The organism is Micromonospora qiuiae, assembly GCF_016863555.1.
Lineage (GTDB): Bacteria > Actinomycetota > Actinomycetes > Mycobacteriales > Micromonosporaceae > Micromonospora > Micromonospora qiuiae.
Genome location: NZ_BOPC01000146.1, coordinates 1 through 5,499, shown reverse-complemented (window position 1 = coordinate 5,499; position 5,499 = coordinate 1). Strand labels below are relative to the sequence as shown.

Annotated in this window: 7 protein-coding genes and 1 pseudogene; 6 read left to right on the top strand and 2 right to left on the bottom strand. The window is 67.6% G+C overall.

The features are described from left to right. Window positions 1-311: 311 nt before the first annotated feature. A complete protein-coding gene (locus tag Vqi01_RS31205) occupies window positions 312-1,208 on the top strand; it encodes a hypothetical protein (RefSeq protein ID WP_239098773.1) in 897 nt (298 codons plus the stop codon). A 97-nt stretch (window positions 1,209-1,305) separates the two neighbouring features. On the opposite strand, the gene Vqi01_RS29845 is transcribed toward Vqi01_RS31205, so the two are convergent. Then, on the bottom strand, window positions 1,306-2,121 hold the full coding sequence (locus Vqi01_RS29845; RefSeq protein WP_204038473.1) for an SAM-dependent methyltransferase: 816 nt from the start codon (window positions 2,119-2,121) through the stop codon (window positions 1,306-1,308). A gap of 252 nt (window positions 2,122-2,373) precedes the next feature. Between Vqi01_RS29845 and lepB the strand changes: the two genes are divergently transcribed. The 5 genes and pseudogenes from lepB (at window position 2,374) to Vqi01_RS31855 (ending at window position 4,167) form a co-directional block, all read left to right on the top strand. Next, complete coding sequence (lepB, locus tag Vqi01_RS29840) at window positions 2,374-2,895, top strand: signal peptidase I (RefSeq protein ID WP_204038472.1); 522 nt, start codon at window positions 2,374-2,376, stop codon at window positions 2,893-2,895. 75 nt (window positions 2,896-2,970) lie between these two features. After that, window positions 2,971-3,144 (top strand): hypothetical protein, encoded by a 174-nt coding sequence (locus Vqi01_RS29835; RefSeq protein WP_204038471.1) that lies wholly within the window; start codon window positions 2,971-2,973, stop codon window positions 3,142-3,144. Then, window positions 3,141-3,365: pseudogene (locus Vqi01_RS31200) on the top strand (MerR family transcriptional regulator); the annotation flags it as partial. The gene Vqi01_RS29835 and the pseudogene Vqi01_RS31200, both read left to right, overlap by 4 nt. Window positions 3,366-3,528: 163 nt before the next feature. Further along, window positions 3,529-3,861 (top strand): YnfA family protein, encoded by a 333-nt coding sequence (locus Vqi01_RS29825; RefSeq protein ID WP_204038470.1) that lies wholly within the window; start codon window positions 3,529-3,531, stop codon window positions 3,859-3,861. Between the two features lie 45 nt (window positions 3,862-3,906). After that, complete coding sequence (locus Vqi01_RS31855; RefSeq protein ID WP_504740176.1) at window positions 3,907-4,167, top strand: Lrp/AsnC ligand binding domain-containing protein; 261 nt, start codon at window positions 3,907-3,909, stop codon at window positions 4,165-4,167. A gap of 61 nt (window positions 4,168-4,228) precedes the next feature. Here Vqi01_RS31855 and Vqi01_RS29815 read toward each other — a convergent pair whose 3' ends face one another. Then, entirely contained in the window at window positions 4,229-5,056 is an 828-nt protein-coding gene (locus Vqi01_RS29815; protein WP_204038468.1) for a fatty acid desaturase family protein, read from the bottom strand. Between the last annotated feature and the right edge of the window lie 443 nt (window positions 5,057-5,499).

The window sequence follows — 5,499 nt, the reverse complement described above, 5'->3', positions numbered from 1 at the left end:
AAACTCCGGGTGGCGAGTCCGATCGCCACCCGCCACCCGGTTGTGGTCCTCGGCGAGGGCCGTCCCGTCGGCCGCGACGAGCACCGAGCCGAAAGGCTCATCGCCCTTCTCCAACGCCTCGGCGGCCAGTTCCACGCACCGGCGCAGGTGCCGCAGGTCAGTGTCGCTCAGCATCGGATCTCCCGGAGTCAGTTGCTGGTTATCGGGCATTTTTGCCTAAACAGTCTTCCCGTCGACATCGTAGTGGTGTCAAGACCGGCGAGGCGTATGCGCGCAGCCCGCCTCCAGTCCGGCCGGTAGGGTGTACGCCCGTGGCGGTCCGCATCGATGTTGAGGCGTTTCGTGATTCGATCCCCATGGAGGTGGGTGAGATCGCGGCGCGGCTGCTGACCGAGAGCAGCGTTGGCGAGTTGGAGCCCGCCGGTGGCGGTGTCCAGGCGGTGGTACGCGACCACGACGTCGTCTTCCAACCCTGGGTGGGCATCGTCGACGGGATCTTCACCGGCGACTGCGACTGCGGAATCGCCGGTGAAGACTTGTGCGCGCACGGCGTGGCGACAGCGTTGACCGCGTTCGACGCCGGTGTCGCCTTCTCCGGCGCAGCGACCCCACCCGGCGACGCCGTCCCCGTCGAACCCGACCACGCCCACTACCTTCAGGCGGTGCAGCGGCTTTCGCCCCGCCAACTGGCCGACCTGGTGGCGGGGCACGCGGCCCGGGACCGCCTGTTCGCCACTCTGCTGCTGGCCGAGGCCGGCATGCTCGACGCCGCCGACACGTCCGGCCTCGCCGACTTCGGTGCCGCGGTCCGGGACGCGTCGCAGGCCACCGCCGATAGCAGGTGGCAGATCTCCGATGTGGAGGCCGCCGGGCACCGCCTGGCCGCCGAAGTCCAGATCCTGTGCGCCCGCCCCGCGATTCCTACCGCGCTCGACCTGGTCGAAGAAGCCATTCTCGTCTGGGACGAACTGTCCGGACACCTCCGCGACGCCTACCACATCGCCCGCACCGAACCGGAAGAAATCGCCGAGCCGATCGTGAACGCGCACCGTGACCTGTGCGAACGCCTCGACCTCGACCCGGACGAGATCGCCCAGCGACTGAACCAGCTCCTGGCACGCTGCCACCACGACACCGTGGACGTCGACATGTACGCCGATCTCCTCGGCGAACACGCCGACGCGATCAGTCCGTCGGCCCGCTGGTAGCCCCGCTACGTGTCCGGTATGTGCTGCCAGCGCAGTCACCCTCGGTCTGCACCGTCATCAGCTCGCGGAGAAACGGCGAACTGCCGATCCCGTGCGGCTACGGGACCCGCCCGACTCCCCCGAGCCCGGCGCTGAGCTTCGGGTCATCGGCGAAGTACTGCGGGTCGTCTGGAGCGGGTCGCCACAGCGGTAGCCACACCACGCCCGGTTCGACCAGGTCGAGCCCGGCGAAGAAGCGCTCGATCTGAGACCTGGTGCGCAGGCCGAGCGGCGTGGCGGTCTTGCGCCGGTAGATGTCATGGGCCACGTCGATTTCGTCCTGGTCGTGGGGTACCTCGTCCGCCGTCGCATGGGACACGAGCAGACAACTTCCGGGCACGAGTGCGGCGCGCAGCTGTTCTACCGCGTCGTACGCGACCTCGTCATCGGACACGAAGTGCAGGACCGCGCCCAGCAGGAGGCCAATCGGCCGCTCGAAGTCAAGCATCGCCGTGACCTGCGGATGCGAGAGGATCGACTGAGGATCACGCAGGTCACCATTGACCGCGGTCGCCAGCGGGTTGCCCTCAAGAAGCTCCAAGCTCTCCGCGACCGCCACCGGGTCGATGTCCACGTAGACGACGCGTGCGTCGGGCTCGACCTGCTGGACGATCTCGTGAACGTTGCCCTCGGTGGGGATGCCGGAGCCGATATCGAGGAACTGACGCACCCCGGATTCGGCGAGGTACCGCACAGCACGCCGCAGGAAGGCGCGGTTCGTCTTGGCGAGTTGCGGCCCCAACGGCAGCACCTGCAGCATCGCCTGCGCGGCCTCTCGGTCAGCCGGGAAGTTGTGGGTGCCGCCGAGGTAGTAGTCGTAAATCCGGGCCGCCGTCGCCGGCTTCGCATCGCCGTCGCCACTCACACCAGCCATGCCGCCTCTTCCCGTGAGCAGTAGTGAGAGGTAGTCCACTTGCGACTATCGGAGACCTTACATCGCTTTGCCTGAGCCGGCGGCGGGCAATGGACGTAACGTGCGGATAATCCACCATCGCCTGTCTGACGACGAAGCCGGCGTCCGGGGGTCAGCCGCAGCAGCCACTCCGACATCGCGTCGGGTAGGGCGACGGGTAGCATCGCGTCCGGCGGACCGCACGGCACCGCCGCTTCTGGCAGGATCCGTCGGGTGCGCGGACTGATGGTGCTCCTTCTCGTGGTGGCTCTTGCTGGCTGCGGCGACGGTGACGCGACCGAGACGGGAGCCACCGAACAGTTCACCCAGGGCGGCGTCAGTATGGAGCCGACGGTCAAAGCCGGCCAGGTCGTCACCGCACGGACAGTCACCGGCGCCTATGAGCCACGGCACGGTGATATCGTCCTGATCCGCTCCCCCGGCGGTCTCTGGGGTGACCATCAGGCTCCGCTGCTCAAACGCGTCGTCGCGGTCGGCGGTGAAACCATCGCCTGCTGCGACACCTCGGGCAGGGTGACCGTCGACGGTAAGGCGCTGGCCGAGCCGTATGTGGCTGAAGACGCGTCGCTCGACGATCCGCCGAACCCGGACCACTGCGGGCCGCGGCGATTCGCTGCGGTCACCGTCCCCGCCGGCTCCGTCTTCGTCATGGGCGACAACCGCGCCCGGTCGAACGACTCCCGGTGCGCCGGGCCGGTGCCGGTGTCGTCGGTCTCCGCCGTCATGGTCGACTGAGCAGCGCACACCTGCCGGGCCCGATGGCCGATCAGGCTTGCATGCTGTACCTGGGTACCGGGTTACCGTCAGCACATGACCGAGATGAAGTCCCTGGTTGACGGATCGTGGCTGTCGCAGGCGTGCACGTTGCCGACGGCCGAGCAGCCGCTGCGGCCGGCCGAGTTCGACGAGTTGTTTACCTCGGCCGTGGTCGGCGTGCAGCGGGTTGACCGGCTGCGGGTACGGCTGGCTGAGGCGGCGGGGTGAACCAGCAGACGCTGCGCTACCACGAGCGGCGGGGCCTGGTGGCCGAGCCGGATCGGGCGCTTGGTGGGCATCGGCGCTACCCGCCGGAGACGGTCACGGTCCTGCGGGTGATCAAGACCGCGCAGCGGCTCGGGTTCACCCTGAACGAGGTCGCTGAGCTGATGAAGGTGGGCACTCACCGGCATGGCCGACAGCCGGAGCCGGGGTTGCGAGCCCGAGCGCAGGCGAAGCTGGTCGAGGTGGAGCAGAAAGTCGCCGGCCTGGCGGTGATCCGGGACCGCTACGCGGGGCGGTGGCGGCTGGTTGCGACGATCTGGTTATCTGCGCCGACAGCCCGTACTGCCCGTTGCCGTTCGTCGAAATCGCCGTCAAGGGAGACTCGTCGTGACCGTCGCGCGTTCCCTCATCTTGTTCGTTCTCGCGGCGGTGGCCGAGATCGGTGGAGCGTGGCTGATCTGGCAGGGCTGGCGGGAGCATCGCGGGTTGCTGTGGATCGCGGCCGGCGTCGTGGCTCTCGGTGTGTATGGGTTCGCGGCGTCATTGCAACCGGATCCGAACTTCGGCCGGATCCTGGCCGCCTACGGTGGGATCTTCGTCGCCGGCTCCCTCGCCTGGGGCGTCGTGGTGGACAAGTTCCGGCCGGACCGGTGGGACATCACGGGCGCGGTGATCTGTCTGATCGGCGTCGCCGTCATCATGTACGCGCCGCGCGGCTGATTTCCTGCTGTGGTGCTCGGGGACAGGCCGAGCAGCTCGCAGAGCATGAGCAGGCTACGAGAGACGCCCCGGGTGAGCGGTGTTGACCGATGGCTGCCATCGGTGCGGCGGCGGCCCGGCCACGGATGGAGCGAGCGACCCGGGCAGACCTGCCTCCTGCACGTCGGCGTGCCCGATCTCGACGCGCTGCACGCCTTCCTCCTCGACCGGCTCAGCAAACGGCGCGAGGTCACCGGCTTCCGCACCTTGGTGATCTTCCAGCAAGTCAGCAATCCAGCGCCGGGCATTCTGCCTCGGCCTGCTTGAGAGCGCGGCGCGGCTGTCGCCAGTGCGGCGCCACTGCGCAAGGCTGCCCCACCGAAGGCCATCAGGCCGCCTCGCGGTCGGTCTTCGGGCGCCACATCGCGCCGAGCAGGTCGGGCAGGATCCGGCGGTAGCCGTCGGAGACGTGGGCGCTTTGCGGCGCCACTTCGCGGTGCAGCGACGGAAGCTCGCTGAAGGGTGCGCGTGGCTTGAGGTGGTGCTCGACGTGGTAGTTGTTGGCGTTCACGAACCAGACCACGATTCGGTTGGTGCGTACCGTCCGGGTGTTGAGGAAAACTTCCTGGGTGTCGGTCTGGCAACCGTAGTGCTCGGGAAGCTCGATCAGCGCGTGCACCGGGCAGGCGACGAGCACGAGCGGCAGCAGCCAGGCGGTGAGAACCAGCGGCTCTCCGACGGCCACGGAGAGCGCTGCCGTGAGCGCCAGCACACCCAGGATCACGAGATGATCGCGCCGGATGCGGCGCGAACTGACCGGCGTCTCCCCCGGAAACTGCCGACCGGTGACGGTCAGCCACAGCTTGGCCACGAACTGCCGGTAGTGGTTGAACATGAGGAACCGTACGGTCAACAGGGCGAATCGGGACGCGCGACCGCGGTTGCCGGCGCCGTACTGGTCGCCGTAGTCGAAGAATTCACGGTTGCGGTCCGTGCCAAGGTCGCGGTGGTGGCGCAGATGGCTCACCTGGTAGTCGGCGAACGACACGAGCATCGGCAGACCGAGGCAAATGCCGGCGATCTCGTTGGCCCGGCGGCTGCGGAACGCCAGGCCGTGCAAGGCTTCGTGCTGCAACTCGAGGGCGTGCGCGAAGATCAGGCCGATAAGACAGATCCCCACGGCGACGCCGACGAAGCTGGAGTGAAGCGTGAACATCACGCCCACCGCAAAGATCGCGCCGGCCAGGCACAATTTTGCGATGAATGGCCAGGAAGAGTGCTGCTGACCGTTGGTGTGACTTGATCTGCTGAGCTCAGGCGACTGTCGAGCCGTGTTGGTGGACATGTGGTGACACCCCCGCTGGTTGCCTAACAGCGAATTGATCGATAGCAATTAATCGTATGTGGACGTTGGCTGCCAGCGCAACGGGCTGCCCAAATTAAACTTCGGTCCACAGCTCATCCGCCTGCTGCCGGCGTCGCGAAATTCTTCGGCCGCGCTCATAGCCTTTCTCGCATATTTCGCGAGCGGGGATTCGGACGCCCCGGGATCAAAGGTGTGCCCCGCCACCGGGGGCACACCTATGACACGTCTACCGGGACACGGCCGTGCACAACTGCCGGTTGCCATCCACGTCGCCAGAGGTCAGCAGCCGACCC